This window comes from Nocardia sp. NPDC059240 (genome assembly GCF_042753865.1).
Taxonomy (GTDB): domain Bacteria; phylum Actinomycetota; class Actinomycetes; order Mycobacteriales; family Mycobacteriaceae; genus Nocardia.
Window position 1 is genome coordinate 71,737 of sequence record NZ_JBHZAC010000022.1, and the last position, 17,948, is coordinate 89,684.

Sequence of the window (17,948 nt, forward strand, 5' to 3'; positions counted from 1 at the left end):
CTCTACTTTCCGGTGACGGGGGCGTGCAGGCCGTTGATCGGTAGGTCGTGTTCGGCGGCCAGGGCCTCGAGTTCGGCAATGGTTCTGTCGGCGAAGGCGTTTCGCAGGCTCTCGTGGTCGCCGGTGGCACCGAAGAGCGCGATGGTGCCCAGGAAGAAATGCGGTTCCACGGCGCCGAGCGCGATGTGCCCGTCCTTGCACTCGTAGATCCCGTAACCGGGGAACGCGCCGCCGAGGATGGCGTTCGGACCCATCAGCCGGAACCGGACGGCGTCACCGGCGCGGGCGGCGGCCTCCTCGAGTGCGACCCGATAGGGCTGTCCCGCACCGGTGTTCGCCCGCGCGACCAGTGCGGCCAGGGCGGTGGAGACGGCCCGCTCCGCACCCAGCATGTCAGCGACCGGCACGGTCGGCATGTGCGGCGGGGTGAGAGTGGCGTGTACCGCCTGATAGTTCAGATCGTGGCCCGGCACCTCGGGATCCTCTGCGTGCCCGACTATTTCGATGAGCGAGAGTCGCGGGAAACGCTCCTGTGGTTGCGCCAGACCGAGTTTGGCGAGCGCACTGGGCCGCATCGAGGTGATCAGCAGATCCGCGGTGGCCAGCAGCTCGTCGAGCTTGGCGCGGTCCGCCTCCTGCTTGAGATCGAGGGTGACGACGGTCTGCGGGGCGATGAGCGTGCTGTACCACTCCGGCGCGGCGGCGGCGAGCGGGTCGCCGGCGGGCGGCTCGACCTTGGTCACGTGTGCACCCAGTTCGGCCAACCGGGCGGCGGCCAGCGGGCCGGGCAGGTTGACGGCCAGGGAAACCACCTCGACGCCGTCCAGGGGGCGCGGCATTGAAACCTCCATAACAGCGAACGATACGGCTGTATAGTCGACGGGTCAACAGTAGGCTTCTCTGTGCATAAGACCAGCTATCACTACGCGACGTAGACTGACCCGATCACCAACCAGTCGAGGGGCGATGCTGAATCCACGGGCGACCAATGACGACCTGACCGCCAAGGCGCGCATTCGCAATGCCGCCATGGACTTGTTCGCCCAATTCGGCGAATCCCGGGTCTCACTGCGCGCGGTGGCCGCCGAGGCCGGGGTGACCCTCGGCCTGGTTCAGCACCACTTCAAGACCAAAGCGGGCCTGCGCGACGCGGTCGACGAGCTGGTGAGTCAGTTCTTCTATCAAGCCGTGCATTCCGTGCCGAGCACCGGAACCGCCGCCGAGGTCGCGGCCGCCCGCGACGAAGCCGTCCGCGAGATGCTGCGCGAGAATCCCGCGGTGGTGAACTACCTGCGCCGCGCCGTCCTCGAACCCGAGCCCACCCAGATGAAGTTCCTCGAGCGCCTGGTCGAACTGACCCGCAGCGAGGTACTGCAACTGCGCGAAGAGGGTCTGGCGTCGACCACCCGTCGCGAATCCACCCAGATCGTCGCCGTCCTGGTGCGCCAGTTCGGCGAACTGCTGCTGGCCCCGATGATCGATTCGGTGTGGCAGCTGGTCGCGGGAGCCGGCGAAACCGGAAAGCCCCGGCTGACAATCACTGTCGAGGAATAACGGGTCCGCGAAACCCGCAAAAAATCGTCACGGTTGGTTCGCTATCCGCTATTCTCACTCCCGAGCCACCGCCGAATCTCGAAAAATCGTGCAGGCCAATGGCATTGAAGGACTCCCCCGTGCGCGCAACAAATCTCGTCGTAGCTCTCGGCGCACTCGCCGCCGCCACCGCCCTGACCTGTGGGACGGCCACTGCGGACGCCCCCCTCACCGTCGATACCGCCACGGCGTCCAATGGCGATGCCGTGGTGAGCATTTCCTACCAATGCGCCCCCGGACTGGGTGCGGAACTATCGGTCACGGTGCGCGAAACACCCTTCCTGGCCCCGGGCATCAACGGGCCCGGCGTCAATGGCACCGCGCTCGCCCCCGCGATCTGCATCGGCCAGCCCCAACAGGCCACGGTCGCGGTGAATCCCGTTCAGCTGCTTCAACTATTCGGCGAGTCCACCAAGTTCCAATCCGGCTCCACCACCGACGTCACCGTCTCCGTCCTCCAACTGACCCCGAATTCCCCGGTGATCACCGCCCGAAAGCACTTCCCCCACTTGGGTTGACCGACCGGCCCCGAGTTGCGGCACCCGGCAGGGCGTGAATAAATACCCGGGTTCGATTGCTTTTCCGGGGAGGGTTCATGGGTTTCGGGGCGTCTGTCAAGAGTGTGCTGTCGCAGTACGCCACGTTCCGTGGGCGGGCGACGCGTAGTGAGTTCTGGTGGTTCTCGCTGCTCTACTACCTGCTCATCATCGTCAGTGCGGTGCTGAACGGAACGGCGGGGTCGTTGTTGCTCCTGGTCGTTCTCTTCGGTCTGCTCATCCCCTCCCTGGCCGTGCAGGTCCGCCGGCTGCACGACATCGGCTACAGCGGTTGGTTGTCGCTGATCGTCGTCATCCCTTACCTCGGTGCCCTCGCCCTGCTCTGCGTCTTGATGATGGACGGCACCCACGGCCCGAACCAATACGGGCCGGACCCGAAGAACCGCGCCTCCATCGACTTCGACGAACCCACCTACTACTGACACGGGTCGGATCGTCGAAATCAGCTCGCGGGAAAGAGAAGTCGGGCGGCGTAGGCGGTGTCGAAGTATTCGCGGGCTTCCGCGATGCGGCCGTCGGTGACGCGGAAGCTGATCATTACGTCGTTGGCGTAGTCCTCGCCGGCCAGTGTGGTTGCGCAGGTGGTCCATTCGGCGATGGCGTGGTCGCCGTCGGCGAATACGCCGCGCACTTCCTGGCTCATCGGCTTGGTCGTGTCGAAGCGGGCGAGCATGGCGGGGAGGAAGCCGTGGAAGATCTGGTCGGGGCCGACCCAGGTGCCGGAGGTCGGTAGGTCGCCGATCAGGGTCCAGGTGGCGTCGGGTGCGAAGAACTCGGCGCGGCGCGGCACGGCTTCGCCGGTGCGCAGGGCGGTGATGTAGTTCTCGATCACGGTGCGGGTTTCTGCTGTGCTGCTCATGGCATTCAGTTCACCGGAGATCGACGGGCGGACCAATGGGCAGCTCACGGTCGTAGCGATAAGGAACGGTTATCGCCGACGGCCGGGGATGCGGTCGCCGGACGGTCCGAACGAATTCGTAGGATGTCCGGGTGAGCGCTGGGTGTTGCTGGTCCCGGCCCGGTGAACGGCAGTGACCCTGGTCGAGGCGGTCGAATTGATCGCGGTGGGTTTCGCGGCGGGATTGGTCAGTGTGCTGGTCAGTCTGGCCTCGCTGGTCTCCTATCCCGCCCTACTGGGCATGGGCTTGATGCCGGTGGCCGCCAATGTCACCAATACGGTGGCGCTGATCTTCACCGGTGTCGGTGCGGCGGCGGGGTCGCGCGAGGAGTTGGCGGGAACGCGGCGCACGGTGGTCCGACTCGGGGTGGTCGCGGCGGTCGGCGGGGCGATCGGGGCCGTGTTGCTGCTGGTGGCGCCCGCGTCGACCTTCCAGGTGGTGGTGCCGTTCCTGATCGGCGGGGCTTCGGTATTCCTGCTGGCGCAGCCGCAGCTGGCGCGCCGGTGGCAGCACACGAGCGACTCCGAAAGAGTCTGGCGCAACCGGTTGTTGGGGGTGCTGCTGTTCGTCGCCGCCATCTATGCCGGGTATTTCGGTGCGGCGGGCGGGATTCTGATCCTCGCCCTCATCTCGGCCATGTACCCGCAGTGGTCTCCGCAGCGCGCGAATGCGGTCAAGAGCATCACCTCGATGTGCGCGAACGGCGCTGCGGCCATCGGTTTCGCGTTCTACGGTCCGGTGCATTGGGCCTATGTCGCGCCGCTGGCCCTGGGCTTCCTGCTGGGCGGGCGGGTCGGCCCAGTGGTGGCGCGACGACTGCCGAGCAACAGCCTGCGGGTCATCGCGGCCGGATGCGGTATCGCCCTCGCGGTGAAATTCGCGGTCTAGCAACGTGAAAGCGCCCGCGGCGTGAGGCCGCGGGCGCTTCGCTCTGACCGACGTGTCAGTCCTTGACCAGCTCCGGGAGCTCGGCGTCGTCCACGACATCAGGGATCTCGGCGCCGTGATGCCCCGTCGCCGAACGACTGGGCAGCAGCACGGCCATCACGATCACCACGATGGACAGTGCCGCAGAGACCGCGAACGCCATCCGCATACCGGACAGATGCGCCTCCAGCGGGTTGGCGACGGTCGGGGCCACATCCTTGGCCCGCGAGGTCATGACCGTCACCACCAGCGCGGTACCGAACGCCGCCGCCACCTGCTGCAGCGTCGCCAGCATGGAACTGCCGTGCGAGTACAGGTGCATCGGCAGCGCGCCCAGGCCGAGGGTGAAGACCGGGGTGAAAGTGGCGGCCAGCGAGACCATGAGCAGCACGTGCATGGCCACCAGCAGGATGTACGGCGAGGTCAGCGACAGCTGGGTGAAGCCCGCGAGGGCCGCGGTAATGCCGATCGCACCCGGAATCACCAGCACGCGACCGCCGAACCGGTCGAAGACCTTGCCGACGGTGGGGCCGAGCAGACCCATCGCCAAACCACCGGGCATGACCAGCAGACCGGTCTTCAGCGGGGTCAGCTCGCGCAGATTCTGCAGGTACAGCGGCAGCAGGATCATCGAACCCATCATGGCCAGGAAGGCCACCGCCATGAGGATGAGCGACTTGGTGTAGGTGGGGGCCAGCAGGACCCGCAGGTCCAGCAGCGGAGTGCCCTTGCGCTGCAAGGAAATCTGCCGGAACGCGAAGATGGCGATCAGGGCCGCGCCACCGGCGACGATCAGCGCCGGAACGGCCGTGCTGCCGCCGGCGAACTTGCTCAGGCCGTACACGAGCCCACCGAAACCGAAGGCCGCGAACAGGACGCTGAGCCAGTCGATCGAACCCGGCTGCGGCTCACCGACATTCTCCAGATTGCGCAGGCCGAACGCCGTCACCGCCGCGGCGATGGGTAGCACCAGCACGAACAGCCAACGCCAGGAGCCGATCTGGAGTACCAGGCCGGAGATGACCGGGCCCATGGCCGGAGCCACCGAGATGGCGAGGGTGACATTGCCCATGACGCGTCCGCGATCGTTCTCGGGGACGACGGTCATCAGCGTGGTCATCAGCAGCGGCATCATGACCGCGGTGCCGCCCGCCTGGATCACGCGGCCGACCAGCAGCACCGCGAATGTCGGCGCGACCGCGGCCAGCGCGGTGCCGACCAGGAAGGTGCCCATGGCGATGGCATAGGCGCGGCGGGTGGTGACCCGCTGCAGGAACCAACCGGTGACCGGGATGACCGCTGCCATGGTGAGCATGAACGCGGTGGAAACCCATTGGGCGGTCAGTTCGCTGGAAACGTGCAGATCCTTCATGAGACGCGGGATCGCGTTGATCATGATGGTCTCGTTCAAGATCACCGTGAAGGTCGCGAGCACCAACAACCGGATGACGGTTGGCGTCCGCTGCTTGGTCGAGCTAGCGGATATGTCGGGCATCGGAAGAACCTCCGGGTGATCGTGTTCGAGGGGTTACGTGGCCCGATGTCGGCGGCTGCACTGTCCGGTGCCACACCGATACAGACGGGGACAGCACGCACAACTCATCGGTCGCGACCCAGTATTCCGTCGGGGTCCGACAAATTTCACCCGATTAATCGGGGCTCGACAACCAGCCCACCCCACGAAAACCGGCCCCCAACAGGTGATATCACTATCATCAAGATCGCTTGGTGAGCCAGATCACGTCCGCCGCGACCGGAAACCGCCATGATGGTGACCGATGGAGGATGTGAGAACGACCGTGCCCGATCCAAGAACAGCAGTCGCCGAACAGGTTCCGCCGCTCCGGGGACGCGAGCGCGAACAGCAGACACTCGAGACCTTGATCGCGGGCGCGCGCGAGGGGCACAGCGCGGTGCTGGTGCTGCGCGGCGAGGCGGGCATCGGCAAGACCGCATTGCTGGACGACGCCGCCGCGCACGCCGGTGACCTGCGACTGTTGCGCGGCACCGGCATCGAGGCCGAGGCCGAATTGCCGTTCGCCGGGCTGCAATTGCTGCTGCGGCCCGCCCTGGACCGGTTGCCGAGTTTGCCGGAACCGCAACGGGTCGCATTGACCGGCGCGCTGGGCCTCGGCCCCGGCGGCGGCGAGCCCATGCTCACCGGCCTGGCCGTGTTGTCGCTGCTCACCGAGTACGCCGACGGCAGCGGGCTGCTGGTTGTCGTCGACGATGCGCAATGGCTGGACCGGGCCTCCCAGCACGCACTGTTGTTCGCGGCCCGCCGCCTGCATGCCGAAGGGGTGGCGCTGCTGTTCGGCGTGCGCGAGGGCGAGGGCTCGTTCGAAACGACCGGTCTGCCGGAAACCCGGCTGACCGGATTGTCACCCGAGGCGTCGGCGGCGCTGCTGGACGAACACGCGCTCACCCCCACGGTGCGCTATCGGCTGCTGGCCGAGGCGCAGGGCAATCCGCTGGCCCTGCGCGAGTTGCCGATTGCCATGGCGGCGGAGCCGACCGCCGATCTCAGTGCCGGCGCACTGCCGCTGACCGATCGGCTGCGGCTGGCCTTCCACGGCCGGATCAGCCGCCTGCCCGAGGCGACCCGGACCCTATTGACGGTGATGGCCGTCGACGAGAGCTGCGAACCCGCCGTCATCCTGCGCGCCGCCACCACCCTCGGAGCCGGGGTGGACGACCTCGGACCCGCCGAGGCCGCCGGTCTGCTGCATCGGGGCGTCGGGATCGATTCGCCGATCACCTTCCGGCATCCGCTGATTCGGGCCGCCGTGTACCAACGGGCCCCGCTCGGATTGCGAATGGCGGTGCACCGCGCCCTGGCCGATGCCCTGGACGCGCCCGAGCAGGCGGACCGGCGGGCCTGGCATCGCGCGGCGGCCGCCGTCGGACCCGACGGCGAGGTGGCGGATGCCCTGGAGCGCAATGCCGTTCGCGCCCGCGAACGCGGCGGGTTCCGGGCCGCGGCCGCCGCCTACGAACGCGCGGCCCGGCTCAGCGATCGCACCGAGGATCGGACCCGGCGGCAGGCGCTCGCCGCGCAGGCCGCCCTGGAGTCGGGTGAGCTGGAACGCGCCGGTGAGCTGGCCCGCAGGACCGCCCGCGAGGTCGACTCGGAAGCGTTGCGCGCCGGCCTCTCCCAGGTGCAGGCGCTGGCCCGGTTCTGGCAGGGCGAGTTCCCCGACGCGCATCGGCTGCTGACCGACGCGGCGGCGAGCATCGCGGCCACCGCGCCCGAGCAGGCGGCGGACATGCTGGTGCAGGCCATGCACACCGGGTGGTACCTGGGCGAGGCCGAGCTGCGGGAAGTCTTGAAACAGCTTGCCGAGCTGCAACTCTCGGACGATTTGCCGGTGACACCGGTGGTGCGTTTCATCGGTGGGCTCTTCGGTCGCGGCCCGGGTACTCCCCTGGCACTGGACGACATTCTCGGCGAAATCCGCACCCGGGGAACGGTCTCCGATCAAGTCCTGCTGATCCTGTGCGGGATCGCGCTCTCGCGCGGGCAGGACGGGCCCGCCTCGGAACTCGCCCGATCGTTGGAGGCCGGGTATCGCGCGGCCGGTGCGGCCGGTCGACTGCCGACCGTGCTGTTCTTCGCCGCCGAGGCCGAGATATTCACCGGGCGGCTGCGTGATGCGCGCGCCACCACGATCGAGGCCCGTGATCTCGCGCGCGACACCGGGCAACAGCAGTGGGTGCGTCAACTCAGCAGTGTCCTGGCACATTTGGCGGCCCTGCGTGGGGACGAGGACGAGTGCCGGGCGTATGCGGAACTCGGGCTCACCGGGGACACCCCGGGAGCGACCGCCCCCGGCGCGCCGTGGGCGCACTGGTCACTGGGCCTGCTCGAACTGGGCTCCGGACGCGCCGAAGCGGCTCTGTCCCGCTTCGAACGCCTGACGAAATCCCCTTTCAACCACCATATCTGCGCCACCCGCTCGATTCCCGACCTGGTGGAGGCGGCCGTCCGGCTCGGTGCCCCCGACCGCGCCGCCGTCCCCGCCGCGAACTTCGAAGGCTGGGCGCAATCGGTAGGCGAGCCCTGGGCGGCGGCCCTCGCACTGCGCTGCCGCGCGCTACTGGAAGACGATCGCGCCGAAGAGCTCTATCTGAAGGCGCTCGAAACCCACGACCGCGAATCCCGCCCGATCGAATTCGCCCGCACCGCTCTGCTGTTCGGCGAATGGCTACGCCGCGCGCGCCGCAAATCCGAGGCCCGCACCCAGCTGTACGAGGCTCTCGAGGTCTTCGACCGACTGGAACTGGCCCCCTGGGCCCGCCGCACCCGAAACGAATTGACGGCCGCCGGAGCGGCCGAATCCACCGACACCCCGAACGCCGAATCAGCCCCGAACGCGGCCACCGGACTGACTCCGCAGGAGTTGCAGATCGTCCGGCTGGCCGCCCAGGGGCTGTCGAATCGGGATATCGCCGCTCAGATGTTCCTCAGTCACCGCACCGTGGGCTATCACCTCTACAAGGCGTATCCCAAGCTCGGTGTCACCTCGCGCGGCGAGCTGAAAGAGCTTGCCGCGCAGCTGAGGTGACATCCGGCCTCAGAGGCCGGCGGGGACCTGGTCGAGGAAGCCGTAGACGCGTTCGATGCGGCCGTCCTCGGCGATGGCGGCCACATCGAAGCCGATGACCAGCGGGTCGGCGCCGGGGGCGCCGAGGTGCCAGGTGAAGCGGGCGATGTGGTGGTTGGTGTCGACCGGTGCGCCGAGGGTGAATTCGAGGCCGGCGAACTGGCCCTGGACCGCGGCGATGGTGGCGTCGAGGCCGGCGTGGCCGCGGACCGAGACCAGCGGGTCGGTGTATTCCGCGTCCGCGGTGAAGATTTCGGCCACCAGGGCCGCGCGGGCAGCGGCGTCGGTGGTGTTCCAGGCGGTCAGGTAGCGCTCGACCAGCTCGTTCATGTCGCTCATTGCCGTTCTCCTTGTTGTTTCGAACTTGATGAGAACAACGTTATGGAGATTCGAGCGCCCCGGAATCTGTCGTACTTAAGTACTGACGACCGGTGTCCGGCACCCGTCTGACTCTGCCGTGAGAGAGTGGACGCGATTGGGAGTTACGTACGGGGGAATCGTTGTACCGCAGAGAGTCGCGCATCATGCGTATCGGCATAGGCGTCGTGGTTTGCGCATCCCTGCTCGCAGTCACGGCGGTGGTGGCGAAACTGGTGATAGGTAGCAGCCGATCCGACGGGAATCTCACCGCACACACGTACCCTTCGTTCGCCACCAAGCCCCACGACCTTTCCAACGACTTGGGGTTTCTCCCGGTGCCTGCCGAGCCTCAACCCGTGGTGGGGGATTGCGTCTGGAATGTCAACGGCCGCATTGCACCTGACGCGCAAAACCCCCACATCGCTGTGGTGCCCTGCACCGATCCGCGGGCTCAGGCAGAGGTCAGGGAGGTCTCACCCATGCCCGATATCATCGATTGCCGACAATCTCCAGATTCCGACATCGTGTACACCAGGACGGATTTCATGCCAGGTCAGTCCTCGGGATTGCCGATTCCCATGCTGTGCCTGCACCTACTGAAATAGCCGGACCCGTTGTGGCGCCGGGGCTCAGTGGACGCCTTCCATGTGGCGGCTGATCCAGGGGGCTACGGCCCATACGCACGCGCCGACGACCATGGCCACCACGCCGGTGATGCCGAAGTAGGCGAGCTCGTGGGAGGGGTCGTAGAACTTCGAGAGGACGCCCGACATCGAGGTGCCGATGCCGACGGAGAAGAAGTAGAGGGCCATCATCTGCGAGCGGAAGACCTTGGGGGCCAGCTTGGTCGTGACCGACAGGCCGATCGGCGAGAGCATCAGCTCCGAGATCGCGAACGCGCCCAGGATGAAGAACACGATCACGAACGACACCGACTTGCCGTGGCTGCCGGAGAACAGGGTGAACAGCAGGAATGCCGCGCCCATGCCGATCACGCCGAGCGAGAACTTGCGCGGCGTGCTGGGGGCCCGGCGGCCCAGGCGGGTCCACATGATCGCGAACAGCGGCGACAGCGCGATGATCCACACCGGCTCCATGGAACCGATCCAGTTCGAGGGTGCGGTCCAGCCGAAAATGGACCAGTTCATGCGTTCATCGGAGTACACCGCGAGCACGGTGAAGATCTGCTGGAACAGCGACCAGAACACGGCATTGGCGACGAACAACGGCATGTACGCGCGCACCCGGGTGCGTTCGATCGCGGTCACCTTCTCGCTGGTCAGCATGATGGCGAAGTAGGCGATGGAGGCGGCCACGATCACGACGGTGGTGGCGTCGGGCAGATTCGACAGGGTCACCAGCTTGACCGCCCAGGCGACGGCGATGGCCACCAGGATGGCGGCGAAGGCCGCAACGACCTTGGGAATCGCGGTGCGCGGCAGCGGGTTCGGCACATCACGGCCGTGCTCGCCGAGATTGCGGCGGAACACCACGTACTGGGTCAGGCCGATGGCCATACCGACGGCGGCCGCGCCGAAGCCGTAGTGGAAGCCGACGTGGTCCTGCAGCAGTCCGGTGATCAGCGGACCGGCGAACGCGCCCAGGTTGATGCCCAGATAGAACAGCGTGAAGCCGCCGTCCGCGCGCGGGTCGTCCTTGTCGTAGAGGGTGCCCAGCAACGAGGAGGCATTCGCCTTCAACCCGCCCGAGCCGAGCGCGACCAGCACCAGACCCACACCGACACCGGTCAGGCCGGGCAGGATCGCGAGGGCGATGTGGCCGGCCATGACGATGACGCCGCCGAAGAAGACTGTGCGTTCGGAGCCGAGGATGCGGTCGGCGATCCACGCGCCCAGCACGGTCGAGAGGTAGACCAGGCCGCCGTACGCGCCGACGATGCCGGTGGCGGTGGACTTGGAGATGCCGAGGCCGCCGTCGGCGGCCGTGTAGTACAGGTAGTAGCCGAGAATCGTGAGCATGCCGTAGAACGAGAATCGTTCCCACAGCTCGACACCGAACAGATTCGCGATACCGATGGGGTGGCCGAACAAGGTCCGTTCGGTGGCCGGTTTCGCGGGGTTAGCTACTCCTGACATACCCGAGACCTTCCCATATTGCGCAATCTGACAGCAACCTCAGGTGTTAACCTACGTCACAATTGCTCGGGGAAAGCCCAGGACGAGCAGGGCGAAGGACAAAAGCCCTCAATCTGCTTGATAAGTGCCCTGATCAGGCAATGGACAGCGCGATGCCATCCAGGATGTCGTGTTCGCTGACGATCAGCTCGCCGATCCCGGCCCGCCGGGCCAGCTCGTCGGCAAGCACTTCGGCTATTACCGCGCCACCGCCGATCACATCGACCCGGCCCGGATGCATAGGCCCGAGCGCGGCCCGCTCGTCGTGATTCATGCCGATCAGCCGATCACACACCTTGCGCAGCTGCGACAGCGGCAAGCGCGTGAGATGCACGCGCTCCGAATCGTATTCGGGCAGATCCAGCGATACCGCCGCGATCGTGGTCATGGTCCCGGCCACGCCCACCCAGGTGTGCGCCCGCTCCACCGGCACCACCCCGAACGCCTGGGCCAGCCGCTCCGAGGCGAAGAACCGCGCCGAGGCGACCTCCTCGCGGGTGGGCGGATTGCCGTGCAGGCAGCGCTCGGTGATCCGCACGCAGCCGATATCGGCCGAGTACGCGGCCTGCACGCCGTTGGCGTCGCCGAGCACCACCTCGGTGGACCCGCCGCCGAGATCCACCACCACGAAAGGCCCATCGGCACTGGAGAGTTCGCCGACCGCGCCCGCGAACGACAGCCGCGCCTCCTCGTCACCGGTGATGACCTCGGCCTGCGCCCCGGTCACCACCCGGCCGAGTTCGGCAGCGGTCATGGTGAAGAAGTCCTCACGATTGGACGCATCCCGCGTCGCGGAGGTAGCGGTCATCCGCACCCGCGCGACCCCGTGCTTCAGCATGAGCTCCACGTAATCGTGCAGCGCCACCCGAGTGCGTTCGATCGCTTCGGGATTCAACGCCCCCGTCGCGTCCACGCCCTGCCCGAGTCGCACGATCCGCATCTCCCGATGCACATCGATCAAATGCGGCTTGCCGTCCGCGTCAGGCGTGACATCGGCGATCAGCAGTCGAATCGAGTTGGTCCCGCAATCGACCGCGGCGATCCGCTCGTGTCCCTCGGCCGCCGCGCTCCCGGCACCGGCCGCACTCTGGGCGAATTCCGCGTTGCTCATGCCTGACCTCTGAATTCGACTAGTGAGATTGTTATTCGCCGTCGGTGGGCGAATCGGTGTTGTATTCCTCGGATTTCGGCCAGTCGGCCGGGATCGCGGTGCCGCGCAGACCGTGATCGGCGGCGAGGGCGACGGCCTCGTCACCGAGCAGGTTGAGGCCCGGGCCCTTCGCGAGGGAGTGGGCGATCAGGACGTGCAGGCATTTCACGCGGTCGGGCATGCCGCCGCCCGCGAAATCGGTGCCCAGGTCCTCGATGGCGTTGCGTTCGGACAGGTAGCTGTCGTACGCGGCGCGGTAGGAGGCGGCCAATACCGGGTCGCGGGTGAGGCGTTCGGACATATCGCGCATCAGGCCGGTGGTCTCGAGGCGGCTCGCCTCGGCGGTCAGGCGCGGGTCCGTGAGGTAGTAGAGGGTCGGGAAGGGGGTGCCGTCTGGCAGCTTGGGTGCGGTCTTCACGACCGCCGGCCGACCGTCGGGGGTGTGGTAGGCCACGGCCAGTACGCCGCGCGGAGTCCGGCCCAGTTGTTCGGCGACGATCGCGAGATCGCGCTCGCTGGGTTCGTTCTCGGCTGCGGTCACCTGGGTTGTCCTTCCGGAGTGGGCGGCGGGGGCGCCGGGGTACTGGGGGCGGCGGCCGGTTGTGGCGACGAAATGCTGTGCCACACCTGGGTGTACCAGGGGTCGGGCGCCTTGGCCTTGGTGGCCGGGGGCGGGATGGCGGGCTGCTCGATATCGGGGATCTGCACGATATAGGGCGTCTCACCCGGCATCACCAGGCGCAGCCGATCACGTGCCTCGGCCCGGATGTAGTTCGGATCCTGTTGCTGGGCACGGCGATCACGCAGTCCCGCGACGTCCTGTTCCAGCTGGCGATGCTGCAGGGCCAGCTCGTGGGCGTCGGAACGCTGGGTGAAATAGGTGCGCAGTGGCACCGCGAGTGTGAGCGCCAGCCCGCACAGCACCGCGGCCAGCAGCACCGCCCGGCCGGTGGAAAGGCCGAGGATCTTGCGTTCGTGCCGTTCGGAATTCGCGCCGCGACCGGTCTTGGCGGCGGTGCGGCGCGTGCTCGCCCGCTGCCCGGCGGTGCCGGAACCCGACTCCGACCGGGCCGTTTTCGTCGTCTTCTTCGGGGTGGCACGCGACGAGCGCGACGGGCGGCGGTCCCCTCGTCCTGCCGGACTGGTACCGCGCGCCCGTCGCTCTGTCATCTCACACCTCGAAATTCAGCCGATCCGTTGCCTTCTCAGCCTTCGACTATGTCAGCCTTCGAACGCGAAACGGGGGAACGCCACGTCACCGGCGTAGCGAGCCGAGTCGCCCAGGGCGTCCTCGATGCGCAGCAGCTGGTTGTACTTGGCGACGCGCTCCGAGCGGGCCGGGGCGCCGGTCTTGATCTGGCCGGAGCCGACGGCCACGGCCAGGTCGGCGATGGTGGTGTCCTCGGTCTCGCCGGACCGGTGCGACATCATCGTCTTGTAGCCGTTGCGGTGGGCCAGGTCGACCGCGTCCAAGGTCTCGGTCAGGGTGCCGATCTGGTTGACCTTCACCAGGAGTGCGTTGGCGGCACCCTTGGCGATGCCCTCTTCCAGGCGCTCCGGGTTGGTGACGAACAGGTCGTCGCCGACGATCTGCACCTTGTCGCCGATCGAGTCGGTCAGGGAGACCCAGCCGTCCCAGTCGTCCTCCGACAGCGGGTCCTCGATCGAGACGATCGGGTACGAGGTGAGCAGCCCGGCGTAGAAGTCGGACATCTCGGCCGCGGTGTGCAGCTTGCCCTCGAACTTGTAACCCTCACCGGTGGTGTAGAACTCGGTGGCGGCCACGTCCAGCGCCAGCGCGATCTCGCTGCCCAGCTTGAAACCGGCCTTCTCGATCGCCGAGGCGATCAGGTCCAGCGCGGCGCGGGTGTTGGCGACCGACGGCGCGAAACCGCCCTCGTCGCCCAGACCGGTGGACAGGCCCTGAGCCTTGAGCACCGACTTCAGCGTGTGGTAGACCTCCGCACCCCAGCGCAGCGACTCCTTGAAGGTCGGCGCGCCGATCGGGGCGATCATGAATTCCTGCACGTCGACGCCGGAATCGGCGTGCGCGCCACCGTTGAGGATGTTCATCATCGGGACGGGCAGGACGTGGGCGTTCGGGCCGCCGACGTAGCGGAACAGCTCCAGGCCCGAGGACTCGGCGGCCGCGCGGGCCACCGCCAGCGAAACACCCAGCAGGGCGTTCGCGCCCAGGCGCGACTTGTCCGGGGTGCCGTCCAGATCCAGCAGGGTCTGGTCGACGGTGCGCTGCTCGACGGCGTCGAGACCGATCACGGCCGGGGCGATCTCGTCGAGGACGCCCTCGACGGCCTTCTGCACACCCTTGCCCTGGTAGCGGTCGCCGCCGTCACGCAGCTCGACGGCCTCGTGCTCACCGGTGGACGCGCCGGAGGGCACGGCCGCGCGGGTGAGGGTGCCGTCGTCGAGAGCGATCTCGACCTCGACGGTGGGGTTGCCACGCGAATCCAGGATCTCGCGAGCTCCGACCTGTTCGATGATGGCCACGAAACGACACTCCTTCGGCTGCTGACTCGGCAGGTCGCACGGCGAACCCGTGCGCTGACGAGCCTACTGTGCCGTGATCAGGCCGCCACATCCCCCCATCGGCGTGGCCACAACATATAAACCAGCTTCCGGGCCCGGACCGGCTCAGACCTTGCGGCCCACGCTGTAAGCGGCGGCCCGGTAGCGGACGGTGTCCATGTAGGTCGTGGACTGGTTGTAGGTCAGCAAGGCCTTCTGCCAACCGTCGACGGTGGTCAGGTTGCCGCCCATCGCGCAGAGGTAGCGGGCGGCCGTCAGCGCCGCGTCGTCGATATTGTCCGGGTCGATCTTGCCGTCGCCGTTGGCGTCGACACCCCAGCGCTGCCAGGTCTCGGGGATGAACTGGAACGGCCCCATCGCCCGGACATAGATCGGATTCGCGTCGGTCGAACCGGTATCCAGGATCCGTGCGCGCCCGGGCGAACCGTCGAGCGCCAGTCCGCGAATCGGTGGTGTCACGGTGCCGTCGTCGTTGAGGTGCGACCCACCGTGCGAACCGTGATGACTCTCGACGCTCGCGATGCCCGCCAGTGTCGTCCAGCCGATACCGCATTCGGGCTTCGACCGTGCCATGACGGCCGCGGCGTATCCGTATGCCTCCAAGGCGACCACCGGAATCCCCGTCGCGGAGTGCTGTTCCTGCGCCCAGCTCTCGAGCTGAATCGCGCTGCGCCCCGGCGCATCCAGGTTGATGGCGGGTGTCGGGGCACCGACGGGTGGCGGCATGTCGTCGGGGACGGGGGTGAGATGTACTGCGCCGCAACCGGTCAGCAACGCCAGTAAGGCCACCGTGCCGAGTAGGCCGGCGCGGGTCATCGGGGCCCGGAGGTCGGCCATTCGTCTTCGCACTCCTCTCATCATCCAGATGGATCGCTCATGCGGCGAGGAACGTGAACGCGGCTCGCCGGGAGTCGCGGCGAGCAATCCGGTTCCGCTAATCTCCCGGCTACCGTCTGATACCTATCAGCTATCTCTTCAACACGCCTTTAGGTAAGCCTTGCCAAATTAACCGGGGCCGAATACGGTCGTTGGCCGGAGCTAGATCACCACGTCACCACCGAGCCAGGAAGGCCCTTCCCTTGGTGAAAAGCGTTCTCTCCGAACGTCACACGCTTCACCCCTCGGACATCGAACGACGCGATCTGCCGGAATCGGCCGGACGCGCCATCCGCCACATGGCTGCTGAGATCGCGGTCACAATCGGCGCGCATCCGGAGATAGCCACCACGCTCTCGCATCCGGTCCTGCTGCGCCACATCGACGCCAAGTACGGGCGCCTGCCCGACGTCGTGCACGAGGCCATGCGCCCGCCCGCCACCGCCGCGGGCGTCACGATCATCCGTCCACTCGCCATCGGCGACGACGAACTCGGGCACACCCCCTACGACTGGCGCACCGCCGCCGCCCAGGCCGGGGACCGCGCGCACCGCTCAGCCTCCTTCGAACTCGACGTCGCCATGCTGCTGCTGGCCCGCTGTGCCGGCGAGCCTTTCGGCTGGGAAGGTCAACAGGGCGGGCGGCTGGTCAACAACATCGTGCCGACGCCCGGACACGAGCACGAGCAGTCCGGGGCGAGCAGCACCACCCTGCTCAGCCCGCACACCGAGGACGCCTTCCACCCCGATCGCGCCAACCTGCTCATGCTGGGCTGCCTGCGCAACCCGGACCGGGTGGGGACCACGGTGTCCTCGGTGCGCAATACCGAACTCGATGCGGCACAACGGGAAACGCTGCTGCGACCGCGGCTGCCCATCCTGCCGGACGTCTCCTACGGCACCGGTTTCGACGATGCCCCGGCACCGCCGATCGCCACGCTCGGCAGCGACGAGGGGCAGCTCACCCTGCGCTTCGACCCCGCATACACCCCGCTCGACGACGCCGACCCCGAATTCCGCTCGGCCTACCGGCATCTGGCCGCCGAGCTCGAAAGGGTCTGCATCACCGCCGCTTTGGCCCCCGGAGAACTGCTGCTGGTGGACAATGACGTGGTGGTGCACGGACGCGTGCCCTTCACCCCGCGCTACGACGGCACCGACCGCTGGCTCAAGCGGGTGAACATCCGGCTGCCGCAGCGCCCGCGTACGGCGGAAGCGGCCGAGGACGGGTACGGCCAGCGGGTGGTGGCACCGTTCCGCACGAGCCGAGGAAACAGAACGTGAATGCTCGACTAACCCCGCTACGGGTGCTGTCCCGCAGCGATCTGGCCGATGTCCCGATCTCCCCCGCCGAGGTGGTGCGCGCCGTCGAGGACGCGTATCTCGCGCTGGCGGGCGGGGATTCGGATAACCCGCGCAAGCTCAGCGTGGCCCATCCCGACGGCTGGTCGGTGGCCTACGCCATGCTGGGCCGCGACGGCCGCCGCCGGGTCGTGGCCATGAAGACCAGCTACAAGTTCGACCCGCATCACGATCGGTCGAACAAGCGCTACTTCACCACCATCTCGCTCTACGACGATGCCACCGGCACGCCCATCGCCCTGATGGATTGCGCCCGGGTCGGGGCGCTGCGCACGCCCGCGGTGTCGGCGCTGCTGGTGCGCGAATGCGCCCGCCCCGGCGCCCGCAGCGTGCTGTTGATCGGTACCGGCACCCAGGGCCGCAATGCGCTGCCGCATCTGCTGGCCGCCAATCCGCAGCTCAACCGGCTGATGCTCTACGGCACCCACCCCGAGGGGCTGGAGGCGGTGTATCAGCAACTGCTGCAGCATCATCCGCAGGCCGAGCTGGAGATCGTGAGCGATCCGAACGTCGCCGCGCGCGAGGCCGATGTCATTCTGGCCACCGCCGGACCGGGTACCCGGGTGGCCATCGACGCGAAGGATGTCGCACCGGGCGCGACCGTGGTGCTGGTCGGCTACGGCCTGGCCCCCTCCACGCTGACCGAGGCCGATCGCGTCGTCGCGACCAGTGCCGAGCAGATGGCGCTGACGGGCACCGATATGGCCGGTCCCGACGGCCGATTACGCCGGGTGGATGCCGAGCTACCGCAGATTCTCGATCATCGTGCGGTGGGCCGGCTCACCGATGACGAACGCATTTTCGTCTACAACAGCGGACTGGTTCTCACCGATATCGCCGTCGCGCACGCCCTCGCCAATCGGGCCATCGCCGAGGGCCGCGGCACCGAGGTGTCGCTCTGGGATTGAGGCACAACTCGTTCGATCATTCGGCCCGTTC

General features: G+C 67.6%; 18 protein-coding genes. 8 read left to right on the top strand and 10 right to left on the bottom strand.

Translation table 11 applies throughout. The features are described 5' to 3' along the window. Positions 1 to 2: 2 nt before the first annotated feature. Positions 3 to 839: a CoA transferase gene (locus ACFXHA_RS44585; protein WP_379367375.1), complete on the bottom strand. Its 837-nt coding sequence runs from the start codon at positions 837 to 839 to the stop codon at positions 3 to 5. 127 nt (positions 840 to 966) lie between these two features. Between ACFXHA_RS44585 and ACFXHA_RS44590 the strand changes: the two genes are divergently transcribed. The 3 genes from ACFXHA_RS44590 to ACFXHA_RS44600 all read left to right on the top strand — a co-directional run bounded on the left by ACFXHA_RS44590 (position 967) and on the right by ACFXHA_RS44600 (position 2,572). Further along, entirely contained in the window at positions 967 to 1,554 is a 588-nt protein-coding gene (locus ACFXHA_RS44590) for a TetR/AcrR family transcriptional regulator (RefSeq protein WP_379367377.1), read from the top strand. A 119-nt stretch (positions 1,555 to 1,673) separates the two neighbouring features. Beyond that, a complete protein-coding gene (locus ACFXHA_RS44595) occupies positions 1,674 to 2,111 on the top strand; it encodes a hypothetical protein (protein WP_379367379.1) in 438 nt (145 codons plus the stop codon). A gap of 77 nt (positions 2,112 to 2,188) precedes the next feature. Continuing rightward, complete coding sequence (locus tag ACFXHA_RS44600; RefSeq protein ID WP_379367381.1) at positions 2,189 to 2,572, top strand: DUF805 domain-containing protein; 384 nt, start codon at positions 2,189 to 2,191, stop codon at positions 2,570 to 2,572. A 20-nt stretch (positions 2,573 to 2,592) separates the two neighbouring features. Here ACFXHA_RS44600 and ACFXHA_RS44605 read toward each other — a convergent pair whose 3' ends face one another. Then, on the bottom strand, positions 2,593 to 3,009 hold the full coding sequence (locus tag ACFXHA_RS44605; RefSeq protein WP_379367383.1) for a nuclear transport factor 2 family protein: 417 nt from the start codon (positions 3,007 to 3,009) through the stop codon (positions 2,593 to 2,595). Between the two features lie 172 nt (positions 3,010 to 3,181). On the opposite strand from ACFXHA_RS44605, the gene ACFXHA_RS44610 reads away from it, so the two are divergent. Further along, the gene (locus ACFXHA_RS44610) at positions 3,182 to 3,937 is read left to right on the top strand and encodes a sulfite exporter TauE/SafE family protein (RefSeq protein WP_379367385.1); all 756 of its coding nucleotides are present in this window, start codon (positions 3,182 to 3,184) and stop codon (positions 3,935 to 3,937) included. Positions 3,938 to 3,992: 55 nt separating this feature from the next. On the opposite strand, the gene ACFXHA_RS44615 is transcribed toward ACFXHA_RS44610, so the two are convergent. Continuing rightward, positions 3,993 to 5,471: an MDR family MFS transporter gene (locus ACFXHA_RS44615; RefSeq protein WP_379367387.1), complete on the bottom strand. Its 1,479-nt coding sequence runs from the start codon at positions 5,469 to 5,471 to the stop codon at positions 3,993 to 3,995. Between the two features lie 304 nt (positions 5,472 to 5,775). Here ACFXHA_RS44615 and ACFXHA_RS44620 point away from each other — a divergent pair, with 304 nt between their 5' ends. Beyond that, positions 5,776 to 8,541, top strand: coding sequence for an AAA family ATPase (locus ACFXHA_RS44620; protein ID WP_379367389.1), 2,766 nt, complete (start codon positions 5,776 to 5,778; stop codon positions 8,539 to 8,541). A gap of 9 nt (positions 8,542 to 8,550) precedes the next feature. Here ACFXHA_RS44620 and ACFXHA_RS44625 read toward each other — a convergent pair whose 3' ends face one another. Beyond that, positions 8,551 to 8,919 carry a nuclear transport factor 2 family protein gene (locus ACFXHA_RS44625; RefSeq protein ID WP_379367391.1) on the bottom strand — a complete coding sequence of 123 codons (369 nt, stop codon included), beginning with the start codon at positions 8,917 to 8,919 and terminating at the stop codon, positions 8,551 to 8,553. Positions 8,920 to 9,104: 185 nt separating this feature from the next. Here ACFXHA_RS44625 and ACFXHA_RS44630 point away from each other — a divergent pair, with 185 nt between their 5' ends. Beyond that, positions 9,105 to 9,545, top strand: coding sequence for a hypothetical protein (locus tag ACFXHA_RS44630; protein WP_379367393.1), 441 nt, complete (start codon positions 9,105 to 9,107; stop codon positions 9,543 to 9,545). 24 nt (positions 9,546 to 9,569) lie between these two features. Here ACFXHA_RS44630 and ACFXHA_RS44635 read toward each other — a convergent pair whose 3' ends face one another. From ACFXHA_RS44635 to ACFXHA_RS44660, 6 genes are all read right to left on the bottom strand, one after another. Then, a complete protein-coding gene (locus ACFXHA_RS44635) occupies positions 9,570 to 11,036 on the bottom strand; it encodes a peptide MFS transporter (RefSeq protein ID WP_379367394.1) in 1,467 nt (488 codons plus the stop codon). Positions 11,037 to 11,169: 133 nt separating this feature from the next. Further along, positions 11,170 to 12,186 (bottom strand): exopolyphosphatase, encoded by a 1,017-nt coding sequence (locus ACFXHA_RS44640; protein WP_379367396.1) that lies wholly within the window; start codon positions 12,184 to 12,186, stop codon positions 11,170 to 11,172. 31 nt (positions 12,187 to 12,217) lie between these two features. Next, the gene (locus ACFXHA_RS44645) at positions 12,218 to 12,766 is read right to left on the bottom strand and encodes a DUF501 domain-containing protein (RefSeq protein WP_379367398.1); all 549 of its coding nucleotides are present in this window, start codon (positions 12,764 to 12,766) and stop codon (positions 12,218 to 12,220) included. After that, the gene (locus ACFXHA_RS44650; RefSeq protein ID WP_379367400.1) at positions 12,763 to 13,395 is read right to left on the bottom strand and encodes a septum formation initiator family protein; all 633 of its coding nucleotides are present in this window, start codon (positions 13,393 to 13,395) and stop codon (positions 12,763 to 12,765) included. Before ACFXHA_RS44650 ends, ACFXHA_RS44645 begins: the two co-directional genes overlap by 4 nt. Before the next feature lie 51 nt (positions 13,396 to 13,446). Continuing rightward, positions 13,447 to 14,733, bottom strand: coding sequence for a phosphopyruvate hydratase (eno, locus tag ACFXHA_RS44655; protein WP_379367401.1), 1,287 nt, complete (start codon positions 14,731 to 14,733; stop codon positions 13,447 to 13,449). A 144-nt stretch (positions 14,734 to 14,877) separates the two neighbouring features. Continuing rightward, entirely contained in the window at positions 14,878 to 15,609 is a 732-nt protein-coding gene (locus ACFXHA_RS44660; RefSeq protein WP_379367403.1) for a lytic transglycosylase domain-containing protein, read from the bottom strand. A gap of 338 nt (positions 15,610 to 15,947) precedes the next feature. Between ACFXHA_RS44660 and ACFXHA_RS44665 the strand changes: the two genes are divergently transcribed. Together ACFXHA_RS44665 and ACFXHA_RS44670 are read left to right on the top strand one after the other, a co-directional pair. Next, positions 15,948 to 16,931 (top strand): TauD/TfdA family dioxygenase, encoded by a 984-nt coding sequence (locus ACFXHA_RS44665; RefSeq protein WP_379367405.1) that lies wholly within the window; start codon positions 15,948 to 15,950, stop codon positions 16,929 to 16,931. A 23-nt stretch (positions 16,932 to 16,954) separates the two neighbouring features. After that, a complete protein-coding gene (locus ACFXHA_RS44670; RefSeq protein WP_379367446.1) occupies positions 16,955 to 17,917 on the top strand; it encodes an ornithine cyclodeaminase family protein in 963 nt (320 codons plus the stop codon). The last annotated feature ends 31 nt before the right edge of the window (positions 17,918 to 17,948 follow it).

Bases quoted from the DNA above. Each gene is read 5' to 3' on its own strand.
- ACFXHA_RS44635 (WP_379367394.1), bottom strand. From the start codon at position 11,036: ATGTCAGGAGTAGCTAACCCCGCGAAACCGGCCACCGAACGGACCTTG.
- ACFXHA_RS44640 (WP_379367396.1), bottom strand. From the start codon at position 12,186: ATGAGCAACGCGGAATTCGCCCAGAGTGCGGCCGGTGCCGGGAGCGCG.
- ACFXHA_RS44660 (WP_379367403.1), bottom strand. From the start codon at position 15,609: ATGGCCGACCTCCGGGCCCCGATGACCCGCGCCGGCCTACTCGGCACG.
- ACFXHA_RS44590 (WP_379367377.1), top strand. From the start codon at position 967: ATGCTGAATCCACGGGCGACCAATGACGACCTGACCGCCAAGGCGCGC.
- ACFXHA_RS44600 (WP_379367381.1), top strand. From the start codon at position 2,189: ATGGGTTTCGGGGCGTCTGTCAAGAGTGTGCTGTCGCAGTACGCCACG.
- ACFXHA_RS44585 (WP_379367375.1), bottom strand. From the start codon at position 839: ATGCCGCGCCCCCTGGACGGCGTCGAGGTGGTTTCCCTGGCCGTCAAC.
- ACFXHA_RS44650 (WP_379367400.1), bottom strand. From the start codon at position 13,395: ATGACAGAGCGACGGGCGCGCGGTACCAGTCCGGCAGGACGAGGGGAC.
- ACFXHA_RS44625 (WP_379367391.1), bottom strand. From the start codon at position 8,919: ATGAGCGACATGAACGAGCTGGTCGAGCGCTACCTGACCGCCTGGAAC.
- ACFXHA_RS44630 (WP_379367393.1), top strand. From the start codon at position 9,105: ATGCGTATCGGCATAGGCGTCGTGGTTTGCGCATCCCTGCTCGCAGTC.
- ACFXHA_RS44665 (WP_379367405.1), top strand. From the start codon at position 15,948: ATGGCTGCTGAGATCGCGGTCACAATCGGCGCGCATCCGGAGATAGCC.
- ACFXHA_RS44605 (WP_379367383.1), bottom strand. From the start codon at position 3,009: ATGAGCAGCACAGCAGAAACCCGCACCGTGATCGAGAACTACATCACC.
- ACFXHA_RS44615 (WP_379367387.1), bottom strand. From the start codon at position 5,471: ATGCCCGACATATCCGCTAGCTCGACCAAGCAGCGGACGCCAACCGTC.